Source organism: Saccharibacillus alkalitolerans (assembly GCF_011090185.1).
Classification (GTDB): Bacteria; Bacillota; Bacilli; order Paenibacillales; family Paenibacillaceae; genus Saccharibacillus; species Saccharibacillus alkalitolerans.
Genome location: NZ_JAAFGS010000003.1, coordinates 353,571 through 370,128 on the forward strand (window position 1 = coordinate 353,571; position 16,558 = coordinate 370,128).

Here is a 16,558-nt window from a genome sequence, read left to right on the forward strand (position 1 = left end):
GGCTTCACGGCTCGAATCCCATCAGCTTGCGGAATCCGGCCGCTTCATGACCTTCCGCGTTCAATCCGCCGTGTCCGGAATCGGCGAAAATCACCCATTGAAAATCTTCCGGTCCGACAAACCCGATCCTCGATCCGCGTTCCAAGAAGTCGATAAAGTTCCGTCCCAGCACGAAGCCGTGACCTTTCCCGTCGGCATGGCTGAGATACACGACAGGACCGTCGTCCTCGCCCAGATCGAGAGCCAGATAGTCGCCGTTCCCGACTTCCATAAAAGCCAGCTTGTTCTGCCAGACTTTGTCGTACTCGTTATCGGGGTTCGAGAATACTTCTTTGACCCAGTTCCGTCTCCCTTCGTCGATTTCCGGCAGCCGGGCTAGGCTCCACCCCAGTTCCCCTCTGAATATATCCCCGTAAGGAGAAGGAAGCTCGGCGTCTTCGTCCAGGAACCAGCGAAAATCGAACTCGCCCGAGCAGCGGAGCAGTACCTGCCTGAAGCCGGCCGGCAGTTCCGCGCCCAGTCGACGTTCCGCTTCTGCAACCTGTTCTTCCGCTGCCGGAGCTCCCATACGCATTGCTTGAACTACCCCGCCTCCAGCGATGACCGAATCGGCGATCCGGTCGATTCGCTCGCGGATGACTTCGAATGAAAACGGCATGCCGATTCTCTCCTTTTGGCGCAACCTTTTCTCAAGTCCAGGCCCATCGCGTCATGCACCCATGCACATTAGTACCGAACAGAGGGATTCATCGGGTACTTACGCACCAATTCGAGCAGCAGCTCTCTTGCTTCTTGCAAGCGGCCCGACTCTCTTAAGCGGATTGCTTTTTCGAGATCTTGCATCATTAATCATTCCTTATGCTTGAAGTCTCTTACTTCGCGAACTTTTTTCTGCCATAACTAAACCCCGCGAATTCGATAAGCATCGTGGCACCCGAACTGAACAGCACCTCATAACGTAATAGGGCATCCTGGACTTCTGTCAGTTCCGCATATCCCCAATCTCCAAAACCGCTCGATCCGGGCAGCAGCTCCTCTGCGGGCGAATCTACCGAAAACCTGGAAACCTTCGAGAATTTCAGCGTATAAACAAATTCGCGAGACAACACTTCAACGGTAACCGTGATCGGATTTTGCTGTATTCTTACGCCGCCGTATCGGCCTTCGGCTTTCATTCTGGCTGCATTTTGATTCGTGACGATAAGGTCAGTTACATAGCCGTCATGCAAACTATCGTGCCTGAAAAATGCATAATTTCTTGCACTTAACTTCGTTTGAAGCCCTTCGAGCTGCGCGAGGTATTCCGCTATGCCCGTCTCCCATAATCGATCGCTTTCCTCCGTAGGTTCCAGTGACTGCATATCGGTCCAGTACTCCGGTTTGAAATATTTCAAGTGATCTGCCCGCCTTTGAAAATTCTCGCAACCACCCGAGGGTCTGATCCTTCAAGTGGAAGTGCGTGAAGGGTTCATCTTCTATAAATTCTGCCAGGTCACAGCCGATCCCCCTAGTTAGAGCGTCTCAATCAATTTTTGAATCTTTGCGCGGGAAATTAAATATGTAGGACCTATTACGTCTATTTTGCCGTCTTTTACACGTATAGCGCTTTCCTGTTCTGCAGCATAAACCTCAATTTCTTCAGACAAAGGGAACAGATAGCCCTGGACAAACGATGCGTAGTCGCGTTTAGCATGAGATTCATAGGCGAAATGATGAAAGCCGAGTCCCTCATAAACCGTACCTGCCGCAACTTCACGGCCGTTCTCGATCGAGCTCGACCATTTGGCAGCCATGTTTAACGAGCCGGCGCTGGCACCCATGATAACGGCACCGCTGCTCTTGATCACATCCGATAATTCATAATCCGTCAAAAACTCGTTTTGCGAAACAGGATCGCCGCCGCATAAAAAAACGACAGAAGCGTCGCGAACGAAGCGTCGGGCCTCTTCCTTAGGCATGCGGCAATCAATGAAATGATATTCATCAAAAATAAGACCCGCTTGTTTTAGCCATGCACATTCAGTAACATCGTCAATGCGAGTCGGTTCATCTGTAGAGACAGACGGCTCGCCGCTAATCATAACAAGCGATTTTCTGTCTTGTATATCCTCGTGCAGACAGCGGGCCAGCTTCTCCGGCAACAAATCATTAAACCAACTGAGATAGTAGCAAGTACTCAAACTTAAATACCTCCATATGTACACTCTTCATGAATTCCATTCAATGTTACCACAACATGGAATTCAAGTATAAGAAATACGCTTCGACGTTGACCTGCCCGCTGCTATTCTAAAAACAGGGTTGCTTTCTCGATCTCGCCTTGTTCATCCAAATATTTCAGAGTTTGCTCGATATCTTCATCATTCATCGTCCTTACAATAATCAAGTGCCGAATATTAAATCCTGGCGGTTCTAAATGAAGTTGTTCAAAGTGTTTGACCAATCTTTCCGGTGTTGTGATCAGACACCATCGCTTCATTCCGTTGTTAAAGGTTACCGTTACTTCAATCAAATCAAAGTCCTCTAACGGATCATCGAACTTCCAGCCGCTTAAAACGGGAACCTCGACTTCGCCCTCGGCAAAGTAATATTTTTCTATCCATACTCTCTTTTGATGGTCTCCGATGATTCTAAGTCGCTCCGCTTCTTCAGCCACCGCCTGATAAACTTTCCCTTTCGTAAGGGCCTGTCCATATGCGCCTATATGTGTACACGTTACAAGTTTAAAATCCACTTCTTCACATCCATTACTGGGCTTTAAATAGGTTTTATTCTTACAAGGGTTTCGCATAACTTTCCCGTATTCACGAATCGGCGCATGCCGGGTGTCCCGCGACCGCCGGCTCCAGAGCATATGCCCGCAGCGTGAATAGGAGGTTATACGTAGTACCGGTCTTCTTTGAATATTCAAGAAGATATAGAATAAGACACCGAGCTTCATTCTCGATGCCTTATCATCCATTCCTCAATATCTTTTTCATTTAATTTGCCTTCTGCTGTTCCCAACCCTAATTGAACGAGTTCATCTTGACTATATCGAATAGAATACCCATTTAATCGAAGCAAAAGCAGCATAACGGCTACTCCAATACGTTTATTTCCATCCACGAATCCATGTTTTTTGATTAAGGAGAAAGCCACGACAGAAACTTTCCTTGTTAGCCCTGGGACAATTCTTCACCATCAAAGGTCTGTTCAGCTTTACCCAACGCACTTTCTAGCAATCCTTGATCTCTGACTCCATCCGATCCACCCGTTACCTTCATGATCTTTTGATGATAGATTAGCAATTGATCAATCGTAATCGATTTCATTTGGCGAGTTCTTTAAGCGCTTCTAAATTCTCGTTAATGATGTCGTCCATCATAGATTCTGTTTGAGATTTATTTTTCGTCTTTAGAAACTCCACAAAATCAATGACTTCCATTTGTTTTTCTTGGGGTAAAGATAAAAAGTCATTAATCAATTTCTGTTCCAGGCTCATGATGAATCGCCTCCTATTCTTACTTCACAGTATAACGCAAAACGTTAAATCAATTAACTCTTTGTCTGGTCTAGTTTTTAAATATGTTTTTCCGGTATTACGTCTAACGTTCCCGCATTTACGACGTCCCAGCGCCTTAAGGTTCCGCCAGGAACCGGCTGCCGCTTGCGGCAGTTAGGCGGTGGGATGTGTCCGGTGAATCCACTAAATTATTTTTATTTATATCAATGTTATTATGTTCTAATCGCTATTACTCCAAGTTAATACACCTTCATTCTCAGTAAATCCCTCAAACGATATTCTACTGTTTTCTTGATAACAAATATTAACATTTAGCCATGCTTCCATTGACTCACTGAGCCTATGTCTATCAATAGACAAAAAATTCGTATTTCTATTTCCTTGAAAATATACATCGATACAATCGGCATCTTCATTAGTCAAATTCGTTTTATTTAAAGTGTATTTCATTAAAAAATTCAAAGCATCCTTAGTATCGTCTTCAATAAATGTAAAAATGCCTTCTACAGATGGCTGCATACACGAATGACCACCTGCTTGATTAAAGTAAATCACTCCTGATTTAGTTTTTATAATTAAAGCTAATTGCTCCAAATCATATAAGCAGACTTTTCGATTATTGTTCATTTTATTGTCCTCGTCTTTTCAGTCTTTTAAATGCGCTGATTTCCGATAACGTTCCTGTATTCACGACTCGGCGTATGCCGGGTGTCCGGCGAATGCCGGGCCCAGGACGAATGTCCGCAGCGTGAATGTTATGTTATAGGACGGAATCACTACCTTGGTTAACTCACACGTTTTTCACCTCCACTTAATTTGTAGATTAGTTTAGAAACTTCTAGAGCTTATATCCTCTAAATAATCTATGAAAATTTCTTCAGAATCTAAAAGCATTAATTTTTTTCTTATTTTTGTTATGTTTCGTTCGTATTCTTTGACCTTGAGATATTTACCTTTTCTTTTCCAGAAACTCGCTTTAAATATCTTCGATATCTTATCAGCATCATGTACAATACATGCTAGTAGTTCTTCGTCAGAGTATTCCGTTCCTTTGTATATCTTTTCGCTTTTATTATGCAATTCGATAGCCTTAGAAATAATATTCACTTCATGTTCCGTTAATTCATCTTCAAAAAATTTCAACTTAAATAACCCCTTTAAAAACTCACTTCCTTTTGATGCATGCTTATATGATGGATCGCTAAGTTTAATTGAATCGTGCATGATTGTTGCATATTCTATTAAATTATTTTGCACCCCTCCCTTCATTCTGTCATTAATTTCTTTAGCTATATAACATACACATTGTGAATGATCAGAAATTTTCTTGCTTTTCTTTTGGAATCTTTTTTTTGCATCTGACTCGTTAGTTTTATCTTTCAATCGCTCTGCATCTTTAATAGTTTGATCTAGACATTTTTTCAAATCATGTATCTCTTTTTTCTTTGCATTATTTATTTGTTTTGATAACTTTTTAATGTCTTTATAAATCTGCTTACCTTTACTTTCCAAAATATCTATCTCAATATTTAGAATATTTTCATAGTTATCATTAATGATATTAAATATCGTATTAAGCTTTTCAGAAATATTTGAGTTGGATTCTTCTAAAATTTCATTCAATTTTCTTTTTGATTTTTCTCGAATCAGTCTAGATGAATACATGGTACTCTCTCCTTAAAAATCAATTTATATGGCTTCGATTCTGTTGTATAACGTTCCTGTATTCACGACCCGACGCATGTCGGGTGTCTGGCGAATGCCAGACCAAGGACGAATGTCCGCAGCGTGAATATATTGTTAGTTGATGTTACTGCTCTTATCCAAGATTTTTAAATCTATTTCTAAGCATCTCTGCCTGTTCAACAGCAACATCTAAACTACCCTCTAGTTGTTCTAAAAACTCTTCAACATAGTCTTCTCTCAAAATAGGTATTATAAGGGTTTTGGCATGATTTAATGATTTGTATTTAAAAGTAAATAAAACGGAGTTGACTTCACTTACATTAATCTCATTAGATTCATCAAGTATAGCTTGAAACATACGACCATCAAATATAACCATTGGATAATAAATACATATGTCGTCCTTCATTTTTTCTTTACCGTCAAACAAGCTAGCTTTTACTGATGCTGTTAGAGCTTTAAATATTGTTTCGCCTGTTTCCGATCCTTTAAAGGCTTCAAAAAAGCTTCGAGCTCTGTATTTATAATGTTTAAATGGATGAGCTTCTTTAATATTAATCGTTGATATCAACGAAAAAGGCTTAAGATCACCAAAGTTCCACACAAATAATTCTTCCAACTCTGGGTCGTCATACTCGTCAATCTCTGATGATAGAAATACCCAGGGTTTGTTATCGCTTTTTTTACACTCTATTGCTAATATATTCCTAACATATACATCTTGATTACTTTCTTCGTCTTTAAATTTTCTATTTGAATGTGAGAGTATGTCAATCTCTCTCGACTTCCCTTCATCCTCATCAATATAATATGCGCTATGATTCACAAAATATCCTCTGCTTTTTAGCAGCTTTGAAACCCTTAATTCAAGTGGAAATCCTGTTTTATTAACTTCCGCTTTAATCTTTTCAATAATTTCTTCAGATTTCATCGTTCTTCTCCTTTAAAGTAATTTCAACTAACGTCTTATTCCCGAACTTCGCTAACCCGCTTCCTTCCGCAGTATTCCCGAACTTCGCCAATCCGACAGCACCTGCCTTATTCCTGAAGCACGCCCTCTCCCTTCCCCATGGCTTGATTGCTTTGTTTTCCAGTTTAGCACCAATCAAGGGATTTGAATATAAACTCTCACAGCAAAAGGACCTTCGGATGGTCGCTTTCCGAAAGCCCTGCTCTTTAACCTGTATGGCGTCTTTTTCAGCCTAACCTTTTCGCTTCTGTTCGTCCGTTACCCGAGCATTCAGTTCCGCAAACCCGCCTTGTCCCGTTACTTCGCCTCAACCGAGAAACGCAGCACGGTCTTCATCTTAGCCGGTTCGGTCCTGCGGGGATCGGACAAATAGATTTCGCGGTGAGTTTTGCTTGCGCGGGTATAGCCTTGTTCCATGCAGAACGCTTCCATTCGGGCAAAGCTTGCCGGCTCGTCTTCGAAGCTTCCTTGGTGCATCATCTGGCAGCATCGTCCGTCCGTCAGCGGCTGAAAGCGGACTTTTTCCAGGAACGGATTCGTCTTCTTCTTCATCGTCTGTTCCAGGAAGTGCTCGTACAAGGATTCGGTCAAAAAATCGGGCTGGCGGATCATCATGGTATACTTCAAGTTGCTTTTATCCGTCGCCGGTCTGGCGTGGTCGACCAGGTCCCATATGCCTTCAAGAGGAAAGACCGTATACTCGTAGTATCCTTCCGGCACGCTGTCGCTTTTATAAGACATTTTGACGGCGTAACTCAGGCTGTACAGGGCCTCCACGGCCAAAGCGTATTGTTCGCCGTTCGGATCTCCGGAGCCGTCGACCATGATGAAAGGAATGCTCGGAACGTCCACGATTTCCGGCGATACGCCGGGCATATACAGCGTCTTGTAATCCTTTTTGTACGCTACTTTTCGGTTCATAAGGTTCTCTCCTTATCGATCGAATGAGGGATGTCTTGATTGTAGCGCCACATTCCGGACAGCAGTATGTATACGTATAATAAAAAGGCTTTTAGACGGATACCCATCCAAAAGCCTGCTTCGATTCCTTCATTTCCGCTGCATTATGCCGAATCCGTTTCTGGCCCGAATTCAGCCTTTCCCCTGCTCGATCTGCTCCGCCAGTTCGTTCAGGTACGTCCAGCGCTCCATCAGTTCTTCCAACTTCCCTTCCGCCGCGGCCTGCTGTTCCATCAGTTCCTGCAGCTTGGCCGAGTCGCTGGCGGAACGCTCCATCTGCACGGCGATGTCGGCGATCCGCTGCTCGGCCGCTTCGATCGTCGCGTCGATCGTCTCGTACTCTCGCTGCTCGTTGTAAGTGAACTTGACCTTTTTCGCCGCCGGAGCCGGAGCGGAAGACGCGCCGTTCGACGAAGCCCCGGCGGTCGGCTTAGCCGCCGCAGACGAGGATGAGCCGTTACTGCCGGATGCCGCTGCCTTGCTGCCTTCGAAAAAGCCGTCTTTCAGCGAACCGCCGCCCGTCCGTTCCATATACTCGCTGTAATTGCCCGCATGAATCGCCACTTTGCCTCCGCCTTCGAACGCGAACAGCTTGTCGCATACGCGGTCGAGGAAGTAGCGATCGTGGGAAACGGTAATCATGACGCCCGGGAAGTCGTCCAGATAGTCCTCGAGCACGGTCAGTGTCTGGATGTCCAGATCGTTGGTCGGTTCGTCCAGCAGCAGCACGTTCGGCGCGGCGATCAGGATGCGCAGCAGGTACAGTCTGCGGCGTTCGCCGCCGGACAGCTTGCCGATCGGCGTCCACTGGGCGGTCGGGGTAAACAGGAAGCGTTCCAGCATCTGCGACGCCGTGACGGTGCCTTCTTCCGTCTTGACCGTCTCGGCCGCTTCTTTGATATAGTCGATCGCGCGCATATTCGGGTCCATCTCCGCAGGTTCCTGGCGGAAGTAGCCGACGCGCACGGTTGATCCCTTGTCGATGCTGCCGCCGTCCGGCTCGAGATCGCCCGCGATCAGATTGAGCAGCGTCGATTTGCCCCGGCCGTTAGGGCCGACGATGCCGATCCGGTCGCCCGGCACGGCCATGTAGTTCAGGCCGTCGATCAGCAGGCGGCCCGCCATGGACTTGCGCACATGCTCGAGCTCCATGATTTTTTTGCCCAGACGGGAAGACAGCGTCGCCATCTCCAGATCGCCCGATTTCTGCTGCGGCTTGTCGTCTTGAAGCTGCTCGAACCGCTCGATCCGCGCTTTCTGCTTGGTGGAACGGGCTTTGGCGCCGCGGCGGATCCAGGCCAGTTCTTTGCGCAGCAGATTCTGCCGCTTATCCTCGGAAGCCGCTTCTCGTTCCTCCCGCTCCGCCTTGAGTTCGAGAAAACGCGAATAGTTGGCCGTGTAGCGATGCAGTTTGCCGAAATCCAGCTCAAGCATGACATCCGCCACCCGGTCGAGGAAATAGCGATCGTGGGTCACCATCAGCAGCGCGCCTCGGCGTTTTTTGAGATACGTTTCCAGCCAGGCTACCGATTCCGAATCGATATGGTTGGTAGGCTCGTCCAGGATCAGCAGTTCGGACGGCTGCACGAGCGCGGCCGCGAGCGCCACCCGTTTGCGCTGTCCGCCGGACAGGCTGCCCATTTTCGCGTCGAAAATGTCGAGTCCCAGCTTGGAGAGGACGCTTTTCGCTTCGCTTTCGATGCTCCAAGCGTTCAGACGGTCGAGCTCCTGTCCCGCCTTCAGCAGACGCTGCTGAAGTTCTTCCGAATCCGGCCGCGCTTCGAGCTTGGCGGCCGTCTCCGCATAATCGCGGACCGCGGCCATCTCTTCGCCTTCGCCGTGCAGCATCTGCTGCAGCACGGTCAGCTCCGGATCGAAGTCGGGATTCTGCGCCAAATAGCGGACGCGAATGCTGCCGCCTTTGACGACCTGTCCGGAATCCGGCTGTTCCAGTCCCGCGATCACTTTGAGAAACGTCGATTTGCCGGTGCCGTTGACGCCGACCACGCCGATCTTATCCTGGTCTTCCATGCCGAACGACGCGTCGTCGAACAGCACTTTTTCCCCGTAGCTTTTCGATAAATGTTCAACGGTCATGATGTTCATTGCCGTCATTCCCCTTTCGTCGGTCCCGCCGTATGGTGCGATGTCCGCACCCGGCGCCCATTAAAAAGTCCGGTCCTCCGCAGCCCGCGGAAGTCCGGACGTTCGGAGCCGGCTGCCGGAATTCGGCGTTCCGGGCCGCGCTCAATCGTTCAATTCCCGCTCGCTGCCCTGAAGGAAAAGGCACACGGTCTGCCGTACCCTCTTCTCCAGCTCCTCGCGCGTGAACGTGCCTTCGAACAAAATGTCCATTTTCAGACGGTCGAGCATGCCGATATACGCTTTTGCGTAAAAGTCCGGATCGGGCATGCCCGCTTCTTCCAGCACGCCCTGAACCGCGGCCATGTAGCGGCTGAGGAAACCGTGCATCATCCGCATCAGTTCGGGATCGTTGTTGGGCGCGTGGAAAAACAGCTTGGTATGCGCCTTGCGCTCGTAATAGTAGACCAAATGATGCTCCGCGATTTTTTGCAGCTTGCCCGGCAGGCCGTCCGCGTGCTTGATCTGATAATTCAGCTCGCGCAGAAAACCTTCCCAGTCCCGTCTCGTCACGGCAGAGAAAAGCTCTTCTTTGCTCTTGAAATACAAATACATCGTGCCTTTGGCAATTCCGGCATGTTCGGTGATATCCGAAATTTTCGTATCGTAAAAACCCTTTTTCCCGAAAATTTCGAAGGCCGAGTCCAGAATCGCTTCATGCTTTTCGCGCTGCGCTTCGCTCACCCGAACCACCTCCCCGCCAGAATCATAACCGCAAGCGCCAGCGCTCCGCCCGCCGCCGAAGACAGCAGGTTGACCGCATCGTTATTCATGAATGCCCATCCGCGATAACGGACCGTCGGCGAGCCGCAGTGCGTCCGGCTCTCCACGCTCTTGCCGCAGACGGGGCAGCGGTACATCACCTGCACCGTCGCTCCCAAAAAAGAATCGACGAACGCGCCGACCGTACCGCCCAGCGCGCCCGCCGGAATCCAAGCCCACAGCGGCCAATCCGGTCCGCTCTTCGTCCAGGCCAGCAGTACGGCGGCAGCGGTGCCGATCATGCCCGCGCCGACGACCGCAGCCGCGCTGCCGCGAAGCGACACGCCTCCGGACGTCCCCGCAGGCAGCGGCTTCCAGCTGACGACGGACCGCGGCGGCTTTTTGCTGAGGCTGCCCCATTCCGTCGCCCAGGTATCGGCCGTTACGGTCGCCATGACGCCGACGAACGCGCCGAACCAGATCGGCGACGGCCAAATATAATTGCCCAGGCACAGGATCATGCCGATGCCGCCGTTGGCCATGACCTGCGCGGCGTCGCGGCGGCCCGACTTTTCGTACATCTGCTCCGCCTGGCGCTTTTCCGCCTGCTTGACCTTGGACAGCACGCTCGACGTGACGAAAAAGAGCAGCAGCAGCCCGAACCAGAACAAGTTCCCGGCTCCGTAATAAATCGTGCCCATCAGGACGGCCGCGATCGCGCCGGACGCCGAGAGCGATTTTTTGGCGTAGGCCGCGCCGGCTACCAGGCAGGCTCCTACCGCTCCGATGATCCAATCCACTTGATGATACGCCTCCCAGGGATGCGGCGCCCGTCTATCCGACGGTGCAGCCGCCCCGCTTTTCTTCGTTCCAGTACAGTTCCAGCACGTCTCCGGCCCGCGTCGGTCCGACGCCTTCCGGCGTGCCGGTATAGATAAGGTCTCCTTCGCCGAGACCGTAATGCGTTCCGATGTAATCGACGAGCGTCTGCAGATCGAAGATCATGTTCTTGATATTGCCGCGCTGCACCGTCTCCTCGTTCTTGCGCAGCGAGAACCAGGCTTCGCCCAGTGCTTCAAGCCCCGGGAACTCAAACTCTGCGGTCAGCGGGGCGGAATTGCGGAAGCCTTTGGCCGCCGTCCACGGATGACCTTTCGCCTTGATCTTCGACTGCACGTCGCGCAGCGTGAAGTCGATGCCCAGCGACACCGAAGCGGCGAGATCTTCGACCCGGATGCCCGGCTCGTAAGCCCGGCCGATGCGCAGCACAAGCTCCGCTTCGTAGTGAATCTCTCCCCGGTCCTGCGGCAGTTCGACCGTTCCGTCGTCCATCGCGCAGACCGCGTGGGAAGGCTTGAGGAAAATCATCGGCTCCGTCGGGACGTCGTTGCCCAGCTCTTCGGCATGCTTTTTGTAATTGCGTCCTACGCAGTACACGTTCGTTACGGCCATCATCGAAAACATCCCGCCTTTATCGTTAGTATACACCGCGGAAAGCGCGGCGTTCATCCTTATTCAAAATCCCATCCAGCGGCGCCAGACGGCGCGCTCTCCGACGGCCGGAAGCTTCTTCGCCAGCAACCAGCGGTCCGGGCGATTGGTGCAGATCATCAGGTCCGGATGCATGGAGGCCAGCTCGCGCATGCGGCGCAAATTGTCTACCGTCCAGACCATGATATCGATGCCGCGCCCGATCGTCGAGCGGACAAAATGCGTATCTACCCGGCCGTGCCCGATCGACAGCAGCGTGCAGCCGCAGTCCTCGAGCCGCCGCTCCAGATCCGCGGGTCGGGCGTCGATAATCAATCCCCGCCGAATGTCGGGCGCCGCTTCTCTCGCTTCCTGCAGCGCCTGCGGCTCGAACGAGGTAAAGACGACGTCCCGTTCCATCCCGCGGCACGCGACCGCTTTCACCGCTTGCGCAGCCAATCCGGCATAACGCTCGGCGTTGGTTTTCAGTTCGATATTGATCTTCAGCCGGCCTTGCGCTTCGTCCAGCACTTCGTCCAAGGTCGGAATCCGTTCCCCGGCAAAAAGGCGCGATTTCCAGCGGCCGGCATCCAGCCGCTTCAATTGTTCCAGCGTGCGCTCTCGAACCTCGCCGCTTCCGTCGGTGGTGCGTCCGAGCTTGAAGTCGTGAATGACGACGGGCACTCCGTCGCTCGACAGCTGGACGTCGATCTCGATCCACTCGACTTCCGGGATTTTCGCCGCCAACCGGATCGCGGCCAGCGTATTCTCGGGCGCGGCGCCCGAAAATCCCCGGTGCGCCACGCAGCGATTGTTCAGCATAATTTCATCTCCTGCGGAGTAATGGGGATCGACCCGGCTTCAATTGGCGCGCACGCGGCCGTCCGCATCGATCTTGACGCCGGGAGACAGCTTCTCGATGCGCCGCAGCAGCCGCTGCGCGTCGGCCTGGTCCATCGGCACGGGACGGGCCAGTTCCGCCCAGTAAGGCACGAGCTTCAGCGAGCAGGTACCGTCTTTGCGGCATTCGGCCTGGAAGACGCCGGTCTCCCAGGTTTTCGCCGTCGCGGAACGGGTGAAGATAAAGTTGCCCGTTCCGTAAGCGATCCATTTTCCCTTATACTGCTCGAAGCCCTGCAGCACATGCGCGTGCCCGCCGATAATCAGGTCCGCTCCCGCGTCGATCATCCGGCGGGCCAGCGTCGTCTGATTGCCGTCCGGCATATCGACCCGTTCTTTGCCCCAGTGGACGACGGCCACGACGACGTCGGCGTTCCGCTTCGCTTCTTCAACGGCGCGCGCGGCCGCTTCCGGATCGTAGGCGCTGGCCGCGCCCGGATGATTCGGCCCGGCAGCCCAGCTCGTCTCCGGCAGCACGCGGCTGACGCCGACGATCGCGATCTTGACGCCTTTGCGTTCGACATAGACCGGCGCGTAAGCGGCGGAAGCGTTCTTGCCCGCGCCCACATGCGCGATGCCGTTCTTGTCCAGATTGGCGATCGTGTCGAGCAGTCCGGGAATGCCCTGGTCGAGCGTATGATTGTTCGCCAGATTGACCACGTCGACGCCCGCATCCTTCAGCGGCGCGAGCGCCTCGGGAGGCGATTTGAATACGAACGTCTTGTCCGCGCCGGTCGTATTTCCCGACGTAACCGGCGTTTCAAGGTTAATAACCGTCAGATCGTCGCTTTTAAACCGGTTCCGTACATAAGTGTACGGATAATCGTACCCCTGCTGCTCCAGAACCGATTGGACTTTGCCGGAAAAGATGACGTCGCCGGCAAAGGTCAGGTTCACGACCGGGCCGCCGGCTCCGGAGGAAGCGGCCTTCTTCGGCGGCTCCGCCGCTTCGGGGGCCGGAGACCGGGTTCCGGCCGGCTCTTCGGAGGCGGAAGCCTCCGCTTGGCCGGAGGCTTCGCTCTCCGGCTGCCCGCCGCCCGGGTTCGCGGGCGGCTTCGCGGCGGCAGCGCCGGCCGCCGGAGGGGCCGCGCCCACGGCGGCTCCGGCGGTCAGAGGCGGATTCGGCCGGGCGGAATCCGCCTCCGCGCCGGCCTGCGGCGCGTCCCCGGCCGCATCGTCGGCCGGAAGGTCTTCGTCCGGCTGCGAAGCATCGCCGGACGGCGTTTCCCCGCCGGCCGCATCGGGGGCGGCGGGGGCGGCGGGCTCTTCCCCGGCCGCGGCCGGCTCTTGCGGAGCGGCAGGCTCGGACACGGCAGGCTCGAACGCGTCCGAGCCTGCCGCGTAGGCGATCGCGGCCTCCGTCTGCTCAGCGGCGGCGCGCAGGGCGGCCGCGGTGGAAGCTTCGCGGGCGGTATGTTCCCGCGCGTAGATCAGCGCGCCGCCCGCCGCGACAAGAATCAACATCGTCAGATTGACGATCAACAGCACCCGGCGCTTGCGCTTCCGGGATTTCTCGACTCGAGTGCTTCTGGAACGGGATGAAGGGTTCAAATGTTGGAATCTCCTTTGGTTCGTTGAGTCCGCCGACTGCACGCGGACCCGGCTTCGAAAACTATTCTCCATTATAGCAGGTTATCCGGCAGAAGGAGAAGGCGCGGTCGCAAAATCGCTTGGCCCGGCGGGGCCCGCGGCAAAAAGGCCGCCCGGTTATCTGCCGATAACGGGGCGGCCTTCCTATAACCTTCCGTCCCGATCTACGGGGCGGGCGTCTTCTTGACGTTTTCTTGGCCGCTTCGGCAGATTAGACCGCGGATACGGCCGCGGCCGGCGCGGAGGCCAGTTCCGCCGAAATCTCCTTCGCCTGACGGATGCAGTCGGGCAGTCCGACGCCGTCGTAGCCGGCTCCGGCGATATAGACGCCCGGCAGCTCTTTCGCCATCTGTCCGCGAAGTTCGGCGATCTGCTGCAGATGTCCGACCGGATACTGCGGCATCGAACGATTGAGCCGGGTCACTTCCGTGAACAGCGGCTGCGCGGCGATGCCCATCAGATCGAGGATGTCTTTGCGAACGAGCTCCACCAATCCGGCATCGTCCCGCTTCAGCGCTTCCTGTTCGCCGGCCCGGCCGACGTAGCAGCGCATCAGCACTTTGTCGTCCGCGCTCGTATGCAGCCACTTGGCCGACGTCCAGGTGCAGGCCGTAATGGTCCGGCCTTCCTTGCGCGGCACGAGGAATCCCGATCCGTCGAACGTCGTCCGGATGTCTTTTTTGTCGAACGCCAGCACGACGTTCGCGACCGACACATAATCGATCCGGTCGAGCGCCGCCGTGTCGACGTGCGGCGACAGCAGTTTCGAAGCCGAGAACGTCGGCGTCGTGACCACGATCGAATCGGCCGCCAGCATGCTCCCGTCTTCCAGTTCCACCGTATAGCCGCCTTCCGGCTGTTTGCGAATCGACGCCGCTCCGGTGCCGGAGCGCAGATCGACCGAACCGGCCAGGTCGTTCACGAGCGCATGCACCAGACTTTGCAGCCCCTGGCGGAACGTGAGGAACGCGCTTTTTTTCGTGCCGGTATGCGTCTCGGTCGGCTTGCGTCCCGTCATCATGCCGCGGATCAGGCTGCCGTATTCGCGCTCCACCGCGCCGAACTGCGGAAAGGTCGACTTGAGGCTGAGATGCCGGGTGTCTCCCGCGTAGATGCCCGCCAGCAGCGGCTCCGTTACGTTTTCCAGCACCTCGTGCCCGAGTCTTCGTTCGATGAAATTCCCCAGCGACTCGTCTTCTTCGCTCCGGCGCGGAGGCAGCACGTAATCCATCAGCGCGCGCAGCTTGCCCGCCGGCGAGACGAGCTTGCTGGAGAGAAAAGGCTTGATTTGCGTCGGAATGCCGAGCACGAGGCCCGAAGGCATCTCGTGCAGTTTACCTTTATGCAGCAGGTACGTTTTTTTGGCTTCCGGATTGGTCGTCACCAGATCGTGATCGATCTCGAGTTCCTTCGCGAGGTCGACCATCGCCGTCTTGCGGGCCAGGAACGAATCCGGACCTTTTTCGATGACGAAGCCTTCCTTGTGCAGCGTCTCGATCTTTCCGCCCCAGGTATTCCCTTTTTCCAATACCGTCACGACCGGCTCGAAGCCGGACTGCCGCAGGAAGTTACGGGTATAGAAAGCGGCGCTGAGACCGGTGAGGCCCCCGCCGATAATGACGACTTTACGCTGTTCAGCCATGAACCAGCGCCCCCTTGCGGCATTCGGTCAAGACGCAGTCGGCCAGCGTCTCCATGTAGAGGCGATCCGTGTTGAGCGAGTCGATCCGCATCAGGCGGACGTCCAGTTCCTCGGCGACCTGCTGCGCCTCGATATCGAGGTCGTACAGCACTTCCAGATGGTCTGACACGAAGCCCAGCGGCGACACCAGCATATAGCGAACGTCCTGTTCGGACAGCTCCTTCATCGTGTCGAGCACGTCGGGTCCGAGCCACGGCTCCGCCGTGCGTCCCGCGCTCTGCCAGGTGAACTGCCAGTTGCTTACGCCCGCTTTTTCCGCGACGGCTTCCGACGTTTCCAGCAGCTGATCGCGGTACGGGTCGCCCATGGACAAGATGCGTTCCGGCAGGCTGTGCGCGCTGAACAGCACCTTGACGTCTTCGCGCTTCGCGCCCGTTTCGACGAAGGCGTCCAGCTTGGCGGATACCCGCTGCGCGAACGCTTCGATCAGCTTCGGATGCAGATGATAGCTCTCGATGAAGCTCATCCGGACTCCCGCTTCTTCCGCCGTCGCTTTGGCGCGCTTGATGTAGCTGCCGACGCTCATCGTCGAGTAATGCGGCGCCAGCACGATGCCGACCGCTTCCGCGATGCCGTCCGCCGCCATATGCCGCACCCCGTCCTCGATGAACGGTTCGGTATGCTTCAGCCCTTGATAGCACACGAACTCCGCGTCGGGCAGCTCCAGCCGGTTCAGTTCCGCCTGCAGCTCCTCGACCTGACGGTCCGTGTTTTCGCGCAGCGGGAACACGCCGCCCACGATCGCTTCGTAGCGGTCCTTCAATTCCTTGAGCTGCTCGGGAGCAGGCGGATTGCCTCTACGGATATGCGTGTAATACGCCTCGACGTCATCCAGGCTTTTCGGCGTTCCGTACGACATGACGAGTACTCCGATTTTTTTCTTCAACTTGATAATCCCCTCTCTTTTCGTAATTGGGAGAAAACATTCCGG

Annotated in this window: 19 protein-coding genes; all 19 read right to left on the reverse strand. The window is 53.8% G+C overall.

Translation table 11 applies throughout. The features are described from left to right. Positions 1–4 precede the first annotated feature (4 nt). The 19 genes from GYN08_RS10390 to hemH all read right to left on the reverse strand — a co-directional run bounded on the left by GYN08_RS10390 (position 5) and on the right by hemH (position 16,513). Positions 5–658, reverse strand: coding sequence for an SMI1/KNR4 family protein (locus tag GYN08_RS10390; protein ID WP_166274140.1), 654 nt, complete (start codon positions 656–658; stop codon positions 5–7). A 214-nt stretch (positions 659–872) separates the two neighbouring features. Beyond that, the gene (locus tag GYN08_RS10395; protein WP_166274141.1) at positions 873–1,394 is read right to left on the reverse strand and encodes a hypothetical protein; all 522 of its coding nucleotides are present in this window, start codon (positions 1,392–1,394) and stop codon (positions 873–875) included. Between the two features lie 117 nt (positions 1,395–1,511). Further along, positions 1,512–2,180: a Type 1 glutamine amidotransferase-like domain-containing protein gene (locus tag GYN08_RS10400; protein WP_166274142.1), complete on the reverse strand. Its 669-nt coding sequence runs from the start codon at positions 2,178–2,180 to the stop codon at positions 1,512–1,514. A gap of 104 nt (positions 2,181–2,284) precedes the next feature. After that, positions 2,285–2,962, reverse strand: a complete 678-nt coding sequence (locus GYN08_RS10405) for a hypothetical protein (protein ID WP_235946116.1) — start codon at positions 2,960–2,962, stop codon at positions 2,285–2,287. Then, a complete protein-coding gene (locus GYN08_RS24120; RefSeq protein ID WP_408015059.1) occupies positions 2,938–3,141 on the reverse strand; it encodes a type II toxin-antitoxin system death-on-curing family toxin in 204 nt (67 codons plus the stop codon). The genes GYN08_RS10405 and GYN08_RS24120 overlap by 25 nt, the downstream gene beginning before the upstream one ends. Positions 3,142–3,158: 17 nt before the next feature. Next, the gene (locus GYN08_RS23490) at positions 3,159–3,314 is read right to left on the reverse strand and encodes a hypothetical protein (RefSeq protein ID WP_206023686.1); all 156 of its coding nucleotides are present in this window, start codon (positions 3,312–3,314) and stop codon (positions 3,159–3,161) included. After that, positions 3,311–3,484, reverse strand: coding sequence for a DUF2281 domain-containing protein (locus GYN08_RS10415; RefSeq protein ID WP_166274143.1), 174 nt, complete (start codon positions 3,482–3,484; stop codon positions 3,311–3,313). The genes GYN08_RS23490 and GYN08_RS10415 overlap by 4 nt, the downstream gene beginning before the upstream one ends. 240 nt (positions 3,485–3,724) lie before the next feature. Then, positions 3,725–4,132: a DUF6210 family protein gene (locus GYN08_RS10420; RefSeq protein ID WP_166273845.1), complete on the reverse strand. Its 408-nt coding sequence runs from the start codon at positions 4,130–4,132 to the stop codon at positions 3,725–3,727. Positions 4,133–4,333: 201 nt separating this feature from the next. Further along, positions 4,334–5,170, reverse strand: a complete 837-nt coding sequence (locus GYN08_RS10425; protein WP_166274144.1) for an HD domain-containing protein — start codon at positions 5,168–5,170, stop codon at positions 4,334–4,336. Positions 5,171–5,324: 154 nt separating this feature from the next. Beyond that, positions 5,325–6,122 (reverse strand): hypothetical protein, encoded by a 798-nt coding sequence (locus tag GYN08_RS10430; RefSeq protein WP_166274145.1) that lies wholly within the window; start codon positions 6,120–6,122, stop codon positions 5,325–5,327. 336 nt (positions 6,123–6,458) lie between these two features. After that, positions 6,459–7,082, reverse strand: a complete 624-nt coding sequence (locus GYN08_RS10435; RefSeq protein ID WP_166274146.1) for a GyrI-like domain-containing protein — start codon at positions 7,080–7,082, stop codon at positions 6,459–6,461. A gap of 171 nt (positions 7,083–7,253) precedes the next feature. Further along, positions 7,254–9,227 carry an ABC-F family ATP-binding cassette domain-containing protein gene (locus GYN08_RS10440; protein ID WP_166274147.1) on the reverse strand — a complete coding sequence of 658 codons (1,974 nt, stop codon included), beginning with the start codon at positions 9,225–9,227 and terminating at the stop codon, positions 7,254–7,256. A gap of 141 nt (positions 9,228–9,368) precedes the next feature. Then, positions 9,369–9,947: a TetR/AcrR family transcriptional regulator gene (locus GYN08_RS10445; protein ID WP_166274148.1), complete on the reverse strand. Its 579-nt coding sequence runs from the start codon at positions 9,945–9,947 to the stop codon at positions 9,369–9,371. Then, positions 9,944–10,765 (reverse strand): DUF92 domain-containing protein, encoded by an 822-nt coding sequence (locus GYN08_RS10450; RefSeq protein WP_166274149.1) that lies wholly within the window; start codon positions 10,763–10,765, stop codon positions 9,944–9,946. The genes GYN08_RS10445 and GYN08_RS10450 overlap by 4 nt, the downstream gene beginning before the upstream one ends. Positions 10,766–10,799: 34 nt before the next feature. Continuing rightward, entirely contained in the window at positions 10,800–11,420 is a 621-nt protein-coding gene (locus GYN08_RS10455; protein ID WP_166274150.1) for a fumarylacetoacetate hydrolase family protein, read from the reverse strand. 60 nt (positions 11,421–11,480) lie between these two features. Further along, positions 11,481–12,257 (reverse strand): glycerophosphodiester phosphodiesterase, encoded by a 777-nt coding sequence (locus GYN08_RS10460; protein WP_206023687.1) that lies wholly within the window; start codon positions 12,255–12,257, stop codon positions 11,481–11,483. Between the two features lie 39 nt (positions 12,258–12,296). Beyond that, complete coding sequence (locus GYN08_RS10465; RefSeq protein WP_235946118.1) at positions 12,297–13,886, reverse strand: CapA family protein; 1,590 nt, start codon at positions 13,884–13,886, stop codon at positions 12,297–12,299. A 250-nt stretch (positions 13,887–14,136) separates the two neighbouring features. Further along, complete coding sequence (gene hemG / locus GYN08_RS10470; RefSeq protein WP_166274151.1) at positions 14,137–15,567, reverse strand: protoporphyrinogen oxidase; 1,431 nt, start codon at positions 15,565–15,567, stop codon at positions 14,137–14,139. After that, positions 15,560–16,513 (reverse strand): ferrochelatase, encoded by a 954-nt coding sequence (gene hemH, locus GYN08_RS10475; RefSeq protein WP_166274152.1) that lies wholly within the window; start codon positions 16,511–16,513, stop codon positions 15,560–15,562. Before hemH ends, hemG begins: the two co-directional genes overlap by 8 nt. Between the last annotated feature and the right edge of the window lie 45 nt (positions 16,514–16,558).